We start from the raw sequence: 14,422 nt of genomic DNA, 5'->3' as shown, positions 1-14,422 counted from the left end.
CCACTTATATACTTATTAATTATATCATCTTATATCTAATTTATCCTTTAATTTTTGGAAGGTTTTTTCTCCAATTCTATTGATGTTTTTAATTTCATCTATAGAATTAAATCCTCCCTTTTCTTCTCTATAATCTATAATATTTTGGGCTGTCACATCCCCTATGCCAGGAATAGTTTTTAACTCTTCCTTAGAGGCATCATTTATATTTACCTTTTTTTCCCCTGTAGAAACATTTAGCTTTCCACTTTCAATATTATCTTTATCAACTTTTCCGCTAACATAAACATAATCTTCATCTTTAATTTTTTTAGCTAGATTTAGTTTATCCTTATCTGCCTTTTCTGTAAATCCTCCTGCAATTTTAATTGCGTCTTCTATTCTGCTATTGCTTTTTAGTTTATATACTCCTGGATTTTCCACTTCTCCATTTACATAAATAGTAATATAACTTTCTGTAGCTTCATTGGTAGCTTCTATAAATATATCTTCAGTTTTACTATCATTACCTCCATCTCTAAAGTACCCAATGGCTGACCAACATATAAATAAAAATAAAATTACGGTAGATCCTATTATTTTCTTTTTATTTTTCACATTTAGTACCTCCTTTTTTACAAATAACAGAGAATTTAATTTGTTATAATTATTGACAAATTTATTAATTAATATCGCAGTTTTGGGTATTTTTTGATATAATTGTCTTTAAGCACAACTAAGGAGGATACAATGAGAACGTTACGTAATTTATTATTATTTATTTTGTCTTTTTTAATAATTACAAATTGGAATATCGCTAAAGCTAAAACCAATCCGCCTACTGTTTCTGCTGAAGGTGCAATTCTTATGGATGCTACCACTGGAGAAATACTTTTTCAAAAAAATATAAACAAGCCTTTCCCCCCTGCTTCCACAACAAAAATCATGACAGCATTGCTTGCTTTTGAAAATACAAAGCTGGATGATGTGGTGGTAGTTGGAAAAAAACCTCCCTTTGCTGACGGTAGCAAAATATATATTTTTGAAGGAGAAAATATAATTGTTAAAGATTTACTATATGCACTTCTATTAGAATCCGCCAATGATACTGCTGAAGCTTTAGCAGAACATATTAGTGGCTCTGTAGAGGAATTTTCAAAACTTATGAATAAACGTGCCAAAGAGCTAGGTTGTGAAAATACAAACTTTGTTAACCCAAGTGGTCTTTATGATGGTAAGCATCGAACATCAGCTAAGGATTTAGCCCTTATAATGAGAGAGCTTGTAAAATATCCAGAATATATAGAAATAGCTACTTCATTATCCTATAAAATTGATCCTACAAATAAATCTAAAGAAGGTAGACCCCTTTGGAATAAGAATAAATTAATTCAAAAATATTCTAGTTATTATTATGATGGAATTGAAGGTGGGAAAACCGGGTACACTGTTCAATCTCAGCACTCTTATGTGGCAAGTGCTCAGAGAAACGGTCATAGACTTGTAGCTGCTTTAATATATGATAAGAATAAAACTTACTTTGAAGATACAATTAACCTATTTAATTACGGCTTCAATAACTTTTCATTAATAAAAATGTTTAAAAAAGGTGATGTAGTTACAGAGTATAATGAAAAAAATTTAAATATTAAGCTAAAAGCTTCAGAAGATTTCTATTACATTAAAGAAAAAACTAGTAGTGATAATGCTATATTTACCTTAGAAAATAAAGATTTAAGTTCTCAATCCTTTATAAAAGACGAAAAAGTATTAAATGCTTCTATTTTTTATAAGGATAAAGACCTAGGGACCTTGCCTCTTTTAAGTGATTCTGATCATATAATAAAAGCTGATGCAACTGCCCAGGCCATGTCTAAATTTAGTAAAACTACAGTTACAATTTTGTCTATACTAATAACTTTAATTACTATAGCCTCAATAATAATTGTTAGAAATCGCAAATTAAGATTATAATCAAAATAATATATAAAAATAGCTACCCTCTTTTTAGGCTAGCTATTTTTTAATTTCTCTATTAAATTTTTTATATCCTTTGGTAATCCGCATTCTAAATTTATTATCTTTCCTGTCCTTGGATGTGGAAAAGATAATGTATTAGCATGAAGTGCTTGCCTGCTTATTAAGCTACTATCATCATAGGCTTCACCGTAAAGTATATCTCCATATAAAGGATTTCCTATATGACTTAAATGAACCCTAATTTGATGAGTTCTACCGGTTTCCAACCTTAATTGAATTAAGCTACCCTTTTCATATTCCTCTATCACCTTATAATGAGTAATGCTTTCCTGCCCCCTAGGATCTATAACTCTCTTAATTGTACCTTCTCCTACTCTATATATAGGATAATCCATTGTGCCTTCATTAGGTGAAAGCTTATTGTGAGCCACTGCCATATACCCCTTTTTAAAGCTTTCTCCGCTCATTTCTCTTGCTAGAGCCATATGAGAGTATTGATTCTTTGCGATTAATATCAGCCCTGAAGTATCCATATCTAATCTACTAACTAATCTTACTATACAATTTTCACCCTTGCTTTTAAAATAATATAGTAGTCCATTAGCTAGGGTACCACTTTGAAATCTTTTAGTTGGATGAACAACCATTCCCGGACTTTTGTTTATAACAATAATGTCTACATCCTCATAGATTATATCTAAATCCATTTTTTCAGGTTCAATGTTTTGTTCTTCTTCTTTTTGAATGAAAACTTGTATTAAGTCTCCCTTTTTTAGCTCATATCTTAATCTAGCAACTTTTCCGTTTACCATTATTCTATCTTCTCTAATTGCTCCTCTAATGAGCCTTGATGATAATTTTAAAACGTCTTTCAAATATTTATTTAGAAGTATACTCTCATCCTTTTCAAATGAAAAATTTAATTCACTACCCATCAATAACTCCTTTTATCTACTTAGTATAATCTTCCCCTAATAGCACGGTAATATTATAATCCCCTTCTTTATAGCTATTATTTTCTATATTATCTATATTAAATTCTTTTGTTATATCCTTAATCAAACTTTTATTTATACCCCTAAATATAATTTTAGATTTTTTTAAATTATCTCCATTGCCAATATCTATATTGCTATAGCCCTTACTTTTTAATAAAGAAGAATACTCTGAAGCTATTCCATTTTTATTTGTGCAGTTTAGAATCTGTATTTTAATTTTTCCCCTTTGAAGTTTAACTTCAGCAGTTATTCCTTGTAGTTCTGAAACTAAATCTTTATTTAAAGTTTCATCGTATATAAAGTAGGAAATCCCACCGATATATTTAGCCTCTCCTCCAACAGTTAAAATATCCATATCCTCTTTATCAATTTTTATAAATGTATATCCATATTTTAATATTTCATCAGGCTTCATATTAGTTTCTATATATTTAGGTAAGGTAGAAATAATTGAAGGTAATCTAGTTATTATAGACGGACTTTTGAATTTATCAATAACCTTTCCTATAAACATTTGCTGATTTTTAATTCTTCCTAAATCTCCTTCTGAGAGTCCCGTACCATCATTATTTTGTCTCCATCTAAAAAACTCTTCTGCTTTTTTACCATTTAGTTGAACAACTTCACCCTTTTTAAATTTTATATGCAAATTTTGTGTAGGGTCATCATAATACATATTCTGCTCTATTTTCATTTCGATGCCACCTATACTATCAATTACCTTTCTAAACCCTTCATAGTCCAATTTAGCGTAGTAATTAACATTTATATTTAGCAAATTTTCTACTGCTTTTATTGAATACTCAGGCCCACCAATAGCATGAGCTGCATTAATTTTTTGCACCTTCCCATTTATTAAAACTCTAGTATCTCTAGGAATTGATACCATTTTTATTTTATCACTCTTTGGATTATAGTTTAGCAAAATCATAGTGTCTGTTCTTTTAGGATCGTTTTTACTATAAGGTCCTCCATAATCCACTCCCATAACTAATATGTTAATAGGCTGTTTATTTGTAGTTTCTTTTCTTTCAACTATAGCTAATTTATTTTCTGATATTGAATTATTACTAAAGCTCAATAAGTAAAAATATAAGTAGCTAGAAACAAAGGCTACTATAAACAGTAACCCCAGTAGTATAAATTTTCTTTTACTACCTTTTTTACTACTTTTTTTACTTTTTTTCTTATTACCCATTTTATTCACCTACAATTTTCAATAAATAGTTTCTACCTTCTACAGTGTTAATATGCAACATTTGCCCTCTTTCCACTATATATTTTATGGTCAAATCAAAGGATTTAACCATGGCTTTATCTATATTTTTATAGGTTAATTCTCTAATTTCTTCTACACCTGAATATCTTCTAAGCGGCTCTATATAATCGGCAAGATATATGATTTTTTCTAACATTGTCATGTTTTTTCTTCCTGTAGTATGATAAGCTATGGCATTAAAAATTTCATCATCTCTAATTCCCATAGTATCTCTAGCAATTATAGCCCCTGCTAATCCATGTAAAAGCTGAGGACTTCTTTCAGAAACTTCATCTATCTTATATCCATTTTTTCTAACTAAATTTATTAGTTCATAGCTATTTAATCCTTTAGCACAATCGTGAATTAATCCTGCAATAGCTGCTTTATCTTCATTAACTCTAAAATATTTTGCCATACTTTTTGCTGTTTCTTTCACACTTATACTATGCTGATATCTTTTGGGGTCTAATTTTTCCTTTAAAAAGACCTCCATAGACTCTTGGCTCCACATTAAAATCACTCCTAGACACAATATAAAAGTTATTCATATAACTTTAATTCTTTTGCAGTATTATATACCCCTTCAGGTAAAAAGTATCTTATATTTCTATTTTCCCTTAAGGCTTTTCTTATTTCAGTAGATGATATTTCTAGCAAAGGTATATCTAAAAATATTATTTCATTTCCATACTTTTTTTCTAGTATATACTTTCGCTCCATTATTTCATTCTTATTGTACCCGGGTCTATTAAAAACGATGAATTTACATATCTTCATAATATCCTTAAGGTTTTTCCATGTTTCTAATTCCATTAAACAATCCACACCAGTCAAAAAGTGCCACTGAGTATGTGGATATGTTTCATTAAAATATGTCAAAGTTTCATAAGTGTAGCTAATATCTTTTTTATTTATTTCATAATCACTTATTTCAAAATTGATCTCTTCTCTTATAGCCATACAAACCATTTCATATCTCAAATTTGAGTTTACAATAACTCCCCCCTGTTTATGAGGGGGATTTCCTGATGGAACAAAAATAATCTTATCTAAATTTAATTTGTATAAAGCCTCATAGGCTATATGAAGATGACCATTATGAATTGGATCAAAGGTTCCTCCAAATATAGCTTTTTTCTCCATATACTCTTTACCCTCTCACCATGTTTTAAGGTAGCTCTATTTTAGGTTTTTTCATTGATCTTCTATAAAGAACAAATTTATTTCCTATTGCTTGAACCCCTTCACATTTTAATTCTTCACAAATAATATCTGAAGCTTCTCTTGCTTCCAAACCGCTATTATTCAATACTGATATTTTAATAAGTTCTCTAGCTTCCAAGGCATCATCTACCTGTTTTAGGAAGTTTTCTTCTACTCCACCCTTGCCAACTTGAAATATAGGGTCTATATTATGGGCAAGTGACCTTAAATAGCTTCTTTGCTTTGACGTTATCATTACTTTACTCTCAATCCTTTCAATTCTACAGTATAAAATCAAATTCAAAATCTTTAAATCTTACAGTGTCTCCATCTTCAATTCCCATTTCTATTAATTCGCTCATGACACCTTTATTCTTTAATACGTTATGAAAATATCTTAGTCCGTCTGGGTCATTAACATTAACACTTTGAAGAAGCCTATCTGCAAAACTTCCTTCTACAACATAAATTCCATCCTCAATTTTAATAGTATAAGTGAATCTCTTTTCTTCTGGTACAAACATATCCTTTTCTTCTATTTGCAAATCTATTACAGGTATAGTAGATAAAACCCTTGCCGCTTCCTTAATCAACTCTGTTAATCCCGAATTTGTAGCTGCTGAAATTTTAAATATGCTTTTATATCCTAGCTTTTCAACCTTTTCTTTAAAATCTTCATAAACCTTTTCATCCATAAGCATATCACTTTTGTTTGCTGCTATTATCTGAGGTCTATCCCATAACTTTACGCTGTATTTTTTTAATTCTTCATTTATTTTAAGGAAATCTTCATAAGGATCTCTTCCTTCAATTCCTGATATATCAACCACGTGAATTAATAGTCTTGTTCTCTCAATATGTCTTAAAAAATCAAGCCCTAATCCTACTCCTTCTGACGCACCTTCGATAATTCCTGGTATATCAGCTATTACAAAGGGTTCTATTCCAGACTGTCCTACCACACCTAAGTTTGGAGTTAAGGTAGTAAAATGATAATTTGCAATTTTAGGTTTTGCATTACTTACAATTGACAACATTGTTGACTTTCCTACATTTGGAAACCCTATTAATCCTACATCTGCAAGAAGTTTAAGTTCTAATACTATACTTCTTTCTTCTCCTGGCATTCCAGGCTCAGCAAAGCTAGGAGTTTGTCTTGTAGGTGTAGCAAATTTTACATTACCTTTTCCACCCTTTCCTCCTTTTGCTATTACATACTTATCTCCTGCATGAGCTAAATCAGCCATAATTTTTCCAGAAAGCTCATCTTTCACTACTGTACCCATTGGTACCTTTATTGTTAAAGTTTTGCCATCCTTACCGTAACATTTTGCACTAGAACCATCACTGCCTCTTTCTGCAACATATTTTCTCTTATATGTAAAGTCCAAAAGAGTTGTCATATTTGGGTCTACTAATAATATAACATCTCCACCTTTACCTCCGTCTCCTCCGTCTGGTCCTCCTAATGGAACATACTTCTCTCTTCTAAAAGATATGGCACCATTTCCACCATCTCCCGATTTAACAAATATTTTTGCTCTGTCTATAAACAATATTCTCACCTCTTAAATAACTTTGTTTTTACTTACAAAATATAATTCTATAAGCAATATTATCCCCATAAATACATCGATATACCGAAATATCTTCTATTTCTATATTTAATTTATCCCAAGATTCCATCCAATTAATTTCATCTGTTAATTCTTCATTATTAGATATAAAAAGACTTTCTCCTAATTTATCCTCAAATATGTATATATGTATGTTTTTATGTTCTTTTTCTTCTATTTCATTAAATATATTATTTACTAAATTAATTTTTTTATCTTTTTCACTATGTAAAAGTCTTTTTTTAAATTTAGATATTTCAATATTTACTGTTATACCAATATCTTTTCTAAACATTCTTATAATATTTTTTTCTAAGTTATAAGCTAATAAACTATCCCCTAAATTGTATAATTCACTTATGACTTCATTGTGTATGCTTAATTTATCTATAAATTTTTTAGCTTCATTTTCTTTATTTACTTGGAGATATCCATATATAATTTGAAGGTCATTCATGAAATCGTGCCTTTGTTTTCTTAAAACTTCAATTGTTTTCTCAAATTCCCCCATAGTTAATCCTCACCACATTAATTTTAAAAAAAGCACCCTAAACCAGGGTGCTTTATATTATTCAGCTACAACAACATCTTCTATTATTTCTAATGGATAAACAGAAGCTCTTTTTTTAGTTTTTCCAACTCTTTCGAATTTAACTATTCCATCAACTTTAGCAAACAAAGTATCGTCGCTTCCTCTGCCAACGTTGTTTCCTGGATGAATCTTAGTTCCTCTTTGTCTAACTAAAATGTTTCCTGCTAAAACGAATTGACCGTCTGCAGATTTAACTCCAAGTCTCTTAGATTCACTGTCTCTTCCGTTCTTTGAGCTACCTACACCTTTTTTCGTAGCAAATAACTGAAGGTTCATTAGTAACATACTACTCCACCTCCTCTACTAAAACCTTTATATATTTACCGTAACTTTTTTCTATACTTCTTAAACCAATTAACATAGTCTCTAATAATAATTGACATTTATGTATTTGCTCACTACTTAATTTCTTTAAGTTACAACTTAAAAAACCATCTATAGTTTGAATATCTGCATTTACTTTTGCAACTTCAGTAATTCCGTTAGCCATAGTAATTGATATTGCTGAAACAGCTGCACAAACTAAGTCATATCCTTCACTAACTGAATTTGCATGTCCTTTAATATCAAAAGAAACTATACAGCCTTTTCTTTTTTCAAATACTGCTTTAATCATGATAATTAAGCATTAATTTTTTCTATTTGAAGTTTAGTGTATGGCTGTCTGTGACCTTGTTTTTTTCTATAATGCTTTTTACGCTTATATTTGAAAACAACAACTTTTTTAGCTTTTCCTTGACCTAAAACTTTAGCAGTAATATTAGCTCCTTCAACTGCTGGGCTTCCAACAACGAACTCACCGTTTTCTTTGCTAACTGCTAGAACATTATCAAGTTCTATAGTAGCATCAACTTCTGCTTCTAACTTTTCAACGAAGATTACATCTCCTTCAGAAACTTTATACTGTTTTCCTCCAGTTAAAACTATAGCGTACATTAAACACACCTCCTCTAACCAGTCTCGCCATTTAAGGTACATGTTTCCATGTTTCAACCTTTTCTGTGCGGTCTACAAAAGCCATTTTAACATATCCAGCTAGCTTTGTAAAGTTTTTTACCCGTATATTTTATACATTTTTAAATTTTCTAGTTGATTAGAAAATAATAAAGGTTCTACTTTGTAATATTCTTCTCCCTGGGTAAACTTTAAGTATACAGATATATCTAAGGAGTCTATTTCTTTAATAAAAGAAATTATATCTTCTGTTATGTGTTTTTTGTAACCATCATTAACTTCAATATAAATGTTTTTAATATTATTATTTTCTTTTACTTTTTTAACTTCATTTCTAATTAGTAAATTTATATAGGATAGTTTTAATCTATTTCCTTTACCATTACAGCAATGACAAGCCTCTTCCATGTATTCATTTATTGCTTTTCCTACTCTTCTTCTTGCAATTTGCACAAGGTTTAACTCTGTAAAAGGATAAATAACAGTTTTAACTTTATCTTCTTCAAAGCCTTCTTTTAATTTCAAAAATACATTTTCCTTGTCTTCTTCATCCTGCATGTCAATAAAATCTACTAATATTATACCACTTAAATTTCTAAGTCTTATTTGATTAGCTATTTCCTCAGCAGCTTGAATATTAGTTATAAAGGCAGTTTTCCTCATGGATTCACCCTTTATATTTTTCCCTGAGTTTACATCTATTGTATACATGGCTTCAGTCTTTTCAATTATAATATATCCACCACAATTTAACTGTACTTTATTATTTCTAAGCTTTAATATTTCCCCTTCGATTCCATAAAATTGAAATAAGTCCAACTCTTCTCTATGTATTTGAAGAAAAACATTTACATCCTTTGCGTTTGTTATGTAGTTTTTTACTTCTTCATAGTCTTCTTCGCTATTGACATAAATCTTAGTAGTTACTTCATCTAGCTTATCTCTTAAAATTTTACCTAATATTCCTCCTGCTCTATAAAGCAACCCTGGTTTTAAAGAGTATGTTCCCTTTCTCTTTATATCCTTATATGTGGTATTTAGAAAATCTACTTCTTCGTTTATCATTTCTAAAGTTACCTTTGATGCATTGGTTCTAATCATAAGTCCAGCATCCTCTGGTTTCTTTATTCCCTGTTTTATATAATCTTTCACTCTTTCATCTTTAATTTTTTGAGAGAAGCTTATATTATTATCAAGGGTATTTAGCACGCAGTATCGACCTGGTATAGCTACTGCATTGGTAACCTTAGGGCCCTTTTTACCTATAGCTTCCTTTACTACTTCAACTAAAAGTTCGTCGCCCTTTTTTAAATGTGTATTTTTAAATTTTCTATCTATATACATATAACAGTTTTCTCTGTGTCCTATATCTATGAAGGCACACTTTATTCCAGGGATAATGTTTTTTACTATTCCTTTATATATCTCCCCTGGAAAAGGTTCCTTTGAATCCTCTTCTATAAAGCATTCCTTTAGCTTGTTATTTTTCTTTATAGCAATTCTTAGTACAGAACCATTCCGTTCTACGAATATTTCCTTCATTTTCAACACCCCTAGCTAATTTAGAGTACTACATATTTCCTAAGTACTTATCTAGAGAAACAAGATTATCTTCATTTCCACCGTATATTTCCTGTCTTTCTATTAGAACAAATCCCTCTTTATCTCCATTATGAGTATTATCCAAAATAAATTTACTTAATAAGTCTGCTGATAGATTTTCTCTACTTCCCGCGCTAACTAATACCTCTAATATTAAAGAGTTATTTTCTATTTTATGATTAAACTTCTTTAGCATAGGTTTTATATCTACTTCTTTCTCTCCACTTTTACCTTTTTTCAAGACCTTCCATTCTTCCATTTTAAATATGTTTTTTATATCTTCTTCTATCTTATCTAAACTATGATATTTAATATTTATGGAATAGGAAGCAGCTTCTATAGCTGCCATAGCTTGAGGTATTTTCTTTCCATCTTTACTTTCTTTGTCTATCTTTACTACATTAATAAACTTTATATTAGAAGATGAATTTTCATTTAATCTATCTTTAACAACCCACGTATCTAGGTTTTCACTAAGATTAATATCCATGTATTCGCCCTTTGAAAACATTCCTACTGAAAGAGGTTGAGCTAATGAAATACTCATATGGGGATTAAACCCTTGAGAATATTCAATGGGGAGATTTCCTCTTTTAATTATTTTTTGAAGGGTTCTCATTAAATCCAAATGAGATACAAACTTTATATTGCTTCCTTTTGTAAACTTAACTAAATATCTCACCTTCAAAACACTTCCCTTCTAAATTCTTATTTATTCCGCAGGCGCTACATCCTTCTCTACAATCAGGAGTTATAGTTCCAAGCTTTGCTTTTTCATTTTCTTTAATTAAATACTCTTTATTTACACCTATATCTATAAAGTCCCAAGGTAATATTTCATCATAGCTTCTTTCTCTATAAGTATAATACTCTGGATCTACATTACAATTTTTAAAAGCATTCATCCATATATCGTAGTTAAAAAACTCTGACCATCCATCAAATTTCGCTCCATTTTTAAAGGCATCTATAAGCACATCACAAAGTCTTCTATCTCCTCTAGCAAAAACTCCTTCCATAAAGCTTACTTTGGAAGCATGATAATTAAATGAAATGGCCCTAGACTTTATATTGTCTTTTACAGTATACACCCTTTGCATTACTTCTTCTTCCTTTAGTTGAGGTACCCACTGGAATGGAGTGAATGGCTTTGGAACAAATATAGATGCACTCGCTGTTACCTTTAATCCCTTTTTCCTTACTTCCTTAGGTATTTGGTAGTACTCATTAACTACTTTTTCTGATAATAGTGCTATACCCTTTGCATCTTCTTCCGTTTCATAAGGAAGCCCTATCATGAAGTAAAGCTTTATAGTTGACCAACCTGATTCAAAAGCACTTCTTGTGGCCGTCAATAAGTTTTCCTCATTAACCCCCTTGTTTATAACATCTCTCATTCTTTGAGTTCCTGCTTCAGGTGCAAAGGTAAGCCCTGTTTTTCTAACCTTTTGAATTTCATTTATTAAGTCAACAGAAAAGGAATCAATTCTTAAGGAAGGAAGAGATACTCCTACTTTTTCCCCTCCATGTTTTTCTATTAAGGAGGTAATTAATCCTCGTATATCTGAATAGTCACAAATACTTAGGGAAGTTAATGATATTTCATTGTATCCCGTGCTTTTAAGCAGTTTTTCTCCTAACTCCATAAGCTTTTCTTTTTTCTTTTCTCTTATGGGTCTATAAATCATTCCTGCCTGGCAAAATCTGCATCCTCTTGTACATCCTCTAAAGGTTTCTAAATTAATCCTATCGTGAACAATTTCTGTATAAGGTACAATTAATTTATCAGGATACGCCACTTCATTAAAGTTTCTTACTATTCTTTTTCTTACCTTGCTTGGAACATCTTCATATAAAGGAGTAAATTCTTTTATAGTTCCATCTTCTTTATAATCTACTTTATATAAAGAAGGTACGTATACTCCTCGTATTTTGCATGCCTCTTTTAAAAACTCACTTTTTCTTCCTTTATAATCTTTATAAAGGTCCAAAACTTCATGTAAAACCTCTTCTCCTTCTCCTAAAATGAATAAATCTGCTATATCATAAAGAGGTTCTGGATTATATGAACAAGGCCCTCCACAAATAACAATTGGTTCTTCTTCTCCTCTTTCTGATGCTCTTATAGTTACTCCACCCATATCTAACATATTTAATATATTAGTATAACTCATTTCATATTGAAGGGTAAATCCTAAGAAATCAAAGTCTTTAATAGAATCCTTACTTTCTAAGCCATATAACGGAATATTTTTCTCTCTTATTAGTTTTTCCATATCTGGCCAAGGTGCAAAAACTCTTTCACAATAAGTGTCTTTTCTCTCGTTTAATATATAATAAAGTATTTTCGTGCCTAAATGAGACATTCCTACTTCATAAACATCAGGAAAACAAAAAGCAAATCTTATGTCTATTTCATCCTTATTTTTTTTATATGAATTAAATTCTTCTCCTATATATCTTGCTGGTTTCTCTACTCTAAAAAGAATATCATCAGGAATTAAGTTCATTAGTAATCCTCCTCTTAAGTTCTTATTTAAATATAATACCATATTAACTTTAAAATTGAAAATGGTTTATCTATAGTTTCTATCCTCAATATCCATGAATTCTCTTATGGTTATGTTACCATATAATTTTAACCCTTCTATAATTTCCTGTTCAAAAATCAAATCTATTACTTTCATTTCGTCATCTAATACATAAAAAATGTTGTACTTATTTTTTTCAACTATACTTAAAATACTAACTAAAGTTATTTTATAATTAACAGAAATACTTCTATTTTCAATATAGCCTCTTTTTAAGAATATATTTTTCTTTTTTATAATGTCTCCCATAATTATATAAGTTATCCTTTCTCGTTCTTTTATAGAAGAAATAATAATAAATAATCCTATAAGTCCTATACTTATATTAATTTTACCTCCAAAAAATAAAAATAGGTAAGTAAGTATTAACAATATACCTATTAATAAACTAATATAAATGGTAATTAAATTTGCCCTCTTATAAATATATTTGCAATTTAATAGATCTCTTATTATCCGACCTCCATCTAAAGGGTACGCTGGAATTAAATTAAATAACCCTATAATTAAATTATATTCATATAGCAATAAATATATATTCATTGAGGGCTTGAATTTAAAAATCACATAAAATATAGCTGCTAGAATAAGATTTGTTAAGGGTGCAGAGAGAGATATTATTAAATTTTCCTTAATGGAAGCTTCCTCTATATCTCTAAGCTTTAGCACTGTACCCACAGGCAAGATTTCTATTTGGAACCCAGAGAATCCAAAATATCTAGCAACTATATAGTGTATACCTTCATGCAAAAACACAATAATCAATGAGATTATAAACTTTTTTTCATATCCTATGTAGAATAGTATTAGTAAATACGGAATGAAGTATTTATTAATTTTTATCAAGATTTTCCCCATCCTATTTTATTGCTAAATAGTTTTCTGGATTTCTACTTTCCCCCATAAAAAGTAGTTCAAAATGAAGATGCTCCCCAGTGGTTTTTCCAGTCTTTCCACTCTTGCCTACTGCTTCTCCTTTACTAACAGTTTGATCTTTCACTACATTTATAGAGCTAAGATGACCATATTTTGTTTCTATACCATCCCCATGATCTATCAATATATATTTTCCTAGTTCACTATCTTCTCCAACTTCTTTTACCTTGCCACCATAAGAGGATTTTACGTCTGTACCCTCGGCTACCCCTATATCTACTCCATGATGAAATTTATTTTTATTATCTATTGGGTCTAACCTATATCCATAGCTAGATGTTATAGTTCCACTTACTGGAGGAATGAATTCTTCGCTAATTTTTTGAGTAATTGTTTTTTTACCTGTTATTTTACTTTTACTCTCTTCAATAAAATTTGTAACCTTTTCTTCTAATCCTGCAATACTGAACATTTTTACCTTTTCATAAAGAGCTGATACTTCTGTGTTTTTATTCATAATTTCCTTTGAATAATTATATAAACTTTGGGTTTTGGGTGTTACTATAACCTTACATAAAACTACTAGAAATAGTAGTATTGTAGCTCCTGCTAAATCTCTTATTATTCTTTTACTTATATAATTTAAAATAAAATTATCCTTCTTGCCTCTGTTGTAGTAAACTTTTCCTACATCTTTTCTTTTCTTTAAATTTTTATAATATTCCTCATACTGTGAGTTATAACTCCCCATGTTTTTCACTCCTTTTCAA

The 14,422-nt window shown here is 29.9% G+C and carries 17 protein-coding genes; 1 reads left to right on the top strand and 16 read right to left on the bottom strand.

The annotated features are described in order from the left end of the window. Positions 1 to 24 precede the first annotated feature (24 nt). Positions 25 to 597: a helix-hairpin-helix domain-containing protein gene (locus tag ABDZ69_RS03045; RefSeq protein ID WP_343766431.1), complete on the bottom strand. Its 573-nt coding sequence runs from the start codon at positions 595 to 597 to the stop codon at positions 25 to 27. Positions 598 to 729: 132 nt separating this feature from the next. On the opposite strand from ABDZ69_RS03045, the gene ABDZ69_RS03040 reads away from it, so the two are divergent. Beyond that, on the top strand, positions 730 to 1,953 hold the full coding sequence (locus ABDZ69_RS03040; protein WP_343766428.1) for a D-alanyl-D-alanine carboxypeptidase family protein: 1,224 nt from the start codon (positions 730 to 732) through the stop codon (positions 1,951 to 1,953). A 38-nt stretch (positions 1,954 to 1,991) separates the two neighbouring features. On the opposite strand, the gene ABDZ69_RS03035 is transcribed toward ABDZ69_RS03040, so the two are convergent. The 15 genes from ABDZ69_RS03035 to ABDZ69_RS02965 form a co-directional block, all read right to left on the bottom strand. After that, positions 1,992 to 2,894: an RluA family pseudouridine synthase gene (locus tag ABDZ69_RS03035; RefSeq protein ID WP_343766425.1), complete on the bottom strand. Its 903-nt coding sequence runs from the start codon at positions 2,892 to 2,894 to the stop codon at positions 1,992 to 1,994. Between the two features lie 16 nt (positions 2,895 to 2,910). Beyond that, complete coding sequence (locus ABDZ69_RS03030; RefSeq protein WP_343766423.1) at positions 2,911 to 4,155, bottom strand: LCP family protein; 1,245 nt, start codon at positions 4,153 to 4,155, stop codon at positions 2,911 to 2,913. Between the two features lies 1 nt (position 4,156). Next, entirely contained in the window at positions 4,157 to 4,729 is a 573-nt protein-coding gene (gene yqeK, locus ABDZ69_RS03025) for a bis(5'-nucleosyl)-tetraphosphatase (symmetrical) YqeK (RefSeq protein ID WP_343766419.1), read from the bottom strand. 29 nt (positions 4,730 to 4,758) lie between these two features. After that, positions 4,759 to 5,361 carry a nicotinate-nucleotide adenylyltransferase gene (gene nadD, locus ABDZ69_RS03020; protein ID WP_343766416.1) on the bottom strand — a complete coding sequence of 201 codons (603 nt, stop codon included), beginning with the start codon at positions 5,359 to 5,361 and terminating at the stop codon, positions 4,759 to 4,761. Positions 5,362 to 5,386: 25 nt separating this feature from the next. Continuing rightward, the gene (gene yhbY, locus ABDZ69_RS03015; RefSeq protein ID WP_343769564.1) at positions 5,387 to 5,677 is read right to left on the bottom strand and encodes a ribosome assembly RNA-binding protein YhbY; all 291 of its coding nucleotides are present in this window, start codon (positions 5,675 to 5,677) and stop codon (positions 5,387 to 5,389) included. A gap of 25 nt (positions 5,678 to 5,702) precedes the next feature. After that, on the bottom strand, positions 5,703 to 6,977 hold the full coding sequence (gene obgE, locus ABDZ69_RS03010; RefSeq protein ID WP_343766413.1) for a GTPase ObgE: 1,275 nt from the start codon (positions 6,975 to 6,977) through the stop codon (positions 5,703 to 5,705). Between the two features lie 28 nt (positions 6,978 to 7,005). Next, positions 7,006 to 7,548 (bottom strand): Spo0B domain-containing protein, encoded by a 543-nt coding sequence (locus ABDZ69_RS03005; RefSeq protein ID WP_343766410.1) that lies wholly within the window; start codon positions 7,546 to 7,548, stop codon positions 7,006 to 7,008. A 57-nt stretch (positions 7,549 to 7,605) separates the two neighbouring features. Further along, complete coding sequence (rpmA, locus tag ABDZ69_RS03000) at positions 7,606 to 7,914, bottom strand: 50S ribosomal protein L27 (RefSeq protein ID WP_343766407.1); 309 nt, start codon at positions 7,912 to 7,914, stop codon at positions 7,606 to 7,608. 1 nt (position 7,915) lies between these two features. Next, complete coding sequence (locus ABDZ69_RS02995; protein ID WP_343766404.1) at positions 7,916 to 8,245, bottom strand: ribosomal-processing cysteine protease Prp; 330 nt, start codon at positions 8,243 to 8,245, stop codon at positions 7,916 to 7,918. 5 nt (positions 8,246 to 8,250) lie between these two features. Continuing rightward, positions 8,251 to 8,565: a 50S ribosomal protein L21 gene (gene rplU, locus ABDZ69_RS02990; protein WP_343766401.1), complete on the bottom strand. Its 315-nt coding sequence runs from the start codon at positions 8,563 to 8,565 to the stop codon at positions 8,251 to 8,253. A 117-nt stretch (positions 8,566 to 8,682) separates the two neighbouring features. Next, positions 8,683 to 10,125 carry an Rne/Rng family ribonuclease gene (locus ABDZ69_RS02985; protein WP_343766398.1) on the bottom strand — a complete coding sequence of 481 codons (1,443 nt, stop codon included), beginning with the start codon at positions 10,123 to 10,125 and terminating at the stop codon, positions 8,683 to 8,685. 28 nt (positions 10,126 to 10,153) lie between these two features. Continuing rightward, complete coding sequence (locus tag ABDZ69_RS02980; protein WP_343766396.1) at positions 10,154 to 10,873, bottom strand: TIGR03936 family radical SAM-associated protein; 720 nt, start codon at positions 10,871 to 10,873, stop codon at positions 10,154 to 10,156. After that, complete coding sequence (locus tag ABDZ69_RS02975; protein WP_343766393.1) at positions 10,851 to 12,695, bottom strand: TIGR03960 family B12-binding radical SAM protein; 1,845 nt, start codon at positions 12,693 to 12,695, stop codon at positions 10,851 to 10,853. The genes ABDZ69_RS02980 and ABDZ69_RS02975 overlap by 23 nt, the downstream gene beginning before the upstream one ends. 66 nt (positions 12,696 to 12,761) lie before the next feature. Continuing rightward, positions 12,762 to 13,622: a M50 family metallopeptidase gene (locus ABDZ69_RS02970; RefSeq protein WP_343766390.1), complete on the bottom strand. Its 861-nt coding sequence runs from the start codon at positions 13,620 to 13,622 to the stop codon at positions 12,762 to 12,764. Between the two features lie 13 nt (positions 13,623 to 13,635). After that, a complete protein-coding gene (locus ABDZ69_RS02965; protein ID WP_343766388.1) occupies positions 13,636 to 14,403 on the bottom strand; it encodes a M23 family metallopeptidase in 768 nt (255 codons plus the stop codon). Positions 14,404 to 14,422 lie beyond the last annotated feature (19 nt).

Origin of the sequence: Clostridium malenominatum, from assembly GCF_039521365.1 — a bacterium.
Taxonomy (GTDB): Bacteria; Bacillota; Clostridia; order Clostridiales; family Clostridiaceae; genus Clostridium_AW; species Clostridium_AW malenominatum.
Note: the sequence above shows the minus strand (reverse complement) of the source record. Positions and strands in the feature narration are given on the sequence as shown.

What these genes read in the sequence shown, in the direction of transcription:
- nadD (WP_343766416.1), bottom strand. Translation starts at nt 5,361, where the DNA reads ATGGAGAAAAAAGCTATATTTGGAGGAACCTTTGATCCAATTCATAAT.
- ABDZ69_RS02985 (WP_343766398.1), bottom strand. Translation starts at nt 10,125, where the DNA reads ATGAAGGAAATATTCGTAGAACGGAATGGTTCTGTACTAAGAATTGCT.
- ABDZ69_RS02995 (WP_343766404.1), bottom strand. Translation starts at nt 8,245, where the DNA reads ATGATTAAAGCAGTATTTGAAAAAAGAAAAGGCTGTATAGTTTCTTTT.
- ABDZ69_RS03005 (WP_343766410.1), bottom strand. Translation starts at nt 7,548, where the DNA reads ATGGGGGAATTTGAGAAAACAATTGAAGTTTTAAGAAAACAAAGGCAC.
- rpmA (WP_343766407.1), bottom strand. Translation starts at nt 7,914, where the DNA reads ATGTTACTAATGAACCTTCAGTTATTTGCTACGAAAAAAGGTGTAGGT.
- ABDZ69_RS02975 (WP_343766393.1), bottom strand. Translation starts at nt 12,695, where the DNA reads ATGAACTTAATTCCTGATGATATTCTTTTTAGAGTAGAGAAACCAGCA.
- ABDZ69_RS03040 (WP_343766428.1), top strand. Translation starts at nt 730, where the DNA reads ATGAGAACGTTACGTAATTTATTATTATTTATTTTGTCTTTTTTAATA.
- ABDZ69_RS03030 (WP_343766423.1), bottom strand. Translation starts at nt 4,155, where the DNA reads ATGGGTAATAAGAAAAAAAGTAAAAAAAGTAGTAAAAAAGGTAGTAAA.
- yqeK (WP_343766419.1), bottom strand. Translation starts at nt 4,729, where the DNA reads ATGTGGAGCCAAGAGTCTATGGAGGTCTTTTTAAAGGAAAAATTAGAC.
- ABDZ69_RS03035 (WP_343766425.1), bottom strand. Translation starts at nt 2,894, where the DNA reads ATGGGTAGTGAATTAAATTTTTCATTTGAAAAGGATGAGAGTATACTT.
- ABDZ69_RS02965 (WP_343766388.1), bottom strand. Translation starts at nt 14,403, where the DNA reads ATGGGGAGTTATAACTCACAGTATGAGGAATATTATAAAAATTTAAAG.
- yhbY (WP_343769564.1), bottom strand. Translation starts at nt 5,677, where the DNA reads ATGATAACGTCAAAGCAAAGAAGCTATTTAAGGTCACTTGCCCATAAT.
- rplU (WP_343766401.1), bottom strand. Translation starts at nt 8,565, where the DNA reads ATGTACGCTATAGTTTTAACTGGAGGAAAACAGTATAAAGTTTCTGAA.